Annotated in this window: 2 protein-coding genes; both read right to left on the bottom strand. The window is 40.2% G+C overall.

Features of this window, described 5'->3' with window-relative positions:
• Positions 1-591, bottom strand: a 591-nt coding sequence (locus tag C7K08_RS13725) for a hypothetical protein (protein WP_153062430.1), incomplete at its 3' end; no start/stop codon positions are given.
• A 393-nt stretch (positions 592-984) separates the two neighbouring features.
• A partial coding sequence (locus C7K08_RS15680; protein WP_206603875.1) for a hypothetical protein occupies positions 985-2,009 on the bottom strand: 1,025 nt, incomplete at its 5' end.

Below are 2,009 nucleotides of genomic sequence, written 5' to 3'. Positions count from 1 at the left end.
AATATAGGCTGATGGACCTGTATAGGATGTGCCACCTGGTGGATTAACAAGACTAAATGATAGATTTGAATAATTAAACCCAGAAGCATCAGTAATTTTAGTAKTYAATAGTAGATCTGTTTCGCCTTTACTTGGATCAACTATTTTTGATGAGAGTGCTACCGAATTAATTTTAGGCTCAGCTGAATCATTATTTACAGGTGTTGTGCCAATTACTTCAAATGTAAGCGCTGCCTTATCAATACCAATAGAAACTAGATACTTATCAAGATCTGTRCCAKATTTRTRGAYACGRTTGCCAATACTRTCTTCWATTKRRAGGCTTGAAATTGCATAGGTACCAGGTAATGCRYTACCACCAACTTTTACKATGCTGCTATAGGTGCCATCTTTAGTGGTTCCAGATATTTTATCATTGTAGGTAGAAATATAGGCTGATGGACTTGTGGAGGATCCGCCACTTGGTGAATTAACAAGACTAAACGATAGATTTGAATAATTTAATCCAGAAGCATCGGTAATTTTAGTATTTAATATTAGATCCGCTTCACCTTTACTTAGATCAATTTTTTGCAAGCCGTTTGTTGCCATAAAACCCAAACCCTCAAGAAACGGCAGAGAAGCAATGAATACCAGGAGGCAGAACGCCCATGGCATCCATATCTCTTTRTATTGTATTCGTTTTTAAGYATTTYGTMAGGTTCTTGYAGATATTGCATAAACAAGTAACGGCAGCTGGTTTCAGCATTTTATTTCAGCGCACTAGGGTGCTTTCTTAATCCTTTGCTGCCTTTCACCCCCACAACTCCAACCCAGGACCTGCCAGCAGGTGCCTTTGATGTTGATTCCAGTGGTTCTGATGCCACTGCTGAGTAGTGGAGCAAATCACCATCAGCAGTTGGGATCGTCAAACGCACTGTTACTACAACAGCATCACCAACTGCTTAAAGCGAATTTGTGACACCAGAGGTTGTTTAGATCTAATTAAACAGGACGCATGGCATCAATATTTGCGGCAACGGCAGCAAAGTTTGCGGGAGGACCAAAATATGGTGAATCAGGACTGATTGCTTTATTTGTGAGTGCGGCACCTGCAAACGCAGCACCAAATAGATGGCGTATTACCATCAAACCATCACCAAGGGCAGTGGTTTTACCATCTTTATCTACATCAAGTGTGCCAGCAGAAATACCAGATTCAATAAATTGATGGATTTCAGCAGTTGTTCTTGTGGCTGTTGGTGATATGGCTTTATTTGTTAGGGCATCACCAGCAAAAGCAGCACCAAATAATTTGCGTATAACCATTAATCCATCACCTAGTGCTGTTACCTTGCCGTCGCCATCTATATCAAGGTTGAATGGATTTATTGAAGTATCAGCAATACTCACTGATGCAGTAGTTCCAACTTGAGTTAAACGCGATGAATCGGAGAAAAGTTTTATCTCAAGAGATTCAGCACCTTCTGTTGATAGATCATTTGCAAGCGTATGAGAAAAACTAAACTTACCAGTGGAATCTGTTACACCTTCTCCTGTGAGGGCGCCTGCAGTGACATCAGCAGTTGTAATTCCCGTGCCGCTTAATGCATAATAAAGTTTGGTGCCAGTTGCAACATTAGTTGTAGTAACAGTATTTGTAAGAACTGCACCTTCATTGGTGGTTACTGCTGATGGGCTGATGGTGTAAATGGCCTCTGTCTTTACAAAACTAATTCGAATAGCATTTATTTTAGGCGCATCTTTATCCGGAAGCGTCACATTGGGGTTTACTACCTTAAATGTCAGGTCGTCGGCATTAACTCCAATTTGACTTGCAAATAAGGCAATTTCATCTTTAGATGGGTCAATCTTTGGATTTCTTGAATTAATATAGGAACCGCTAGTGTTTAATGCAATATCAGTAAGGCTGATGCTATCAATCCACCACTGGCTGGTAGGTGTTGTTGTTGGAATGTTAATTAATTTACGCAGGGTTCCCTGCTGTGAATTTCCTTTAATCAAGTCGT

Source organism: Synechococcus lacustris str. Tous, from assembly GCF_003011125.1.
GTDB classification, from domain to species: Bacteria; Cyanobacteriota; Cyanobacteriia; order PCC-6307; family Cyanobiaceae; genus Synechococcus_D; species Synechococcus_D lacustris.
This window is presented reverse-complemented; position numbering and strand designations above follow the sequence as displayed.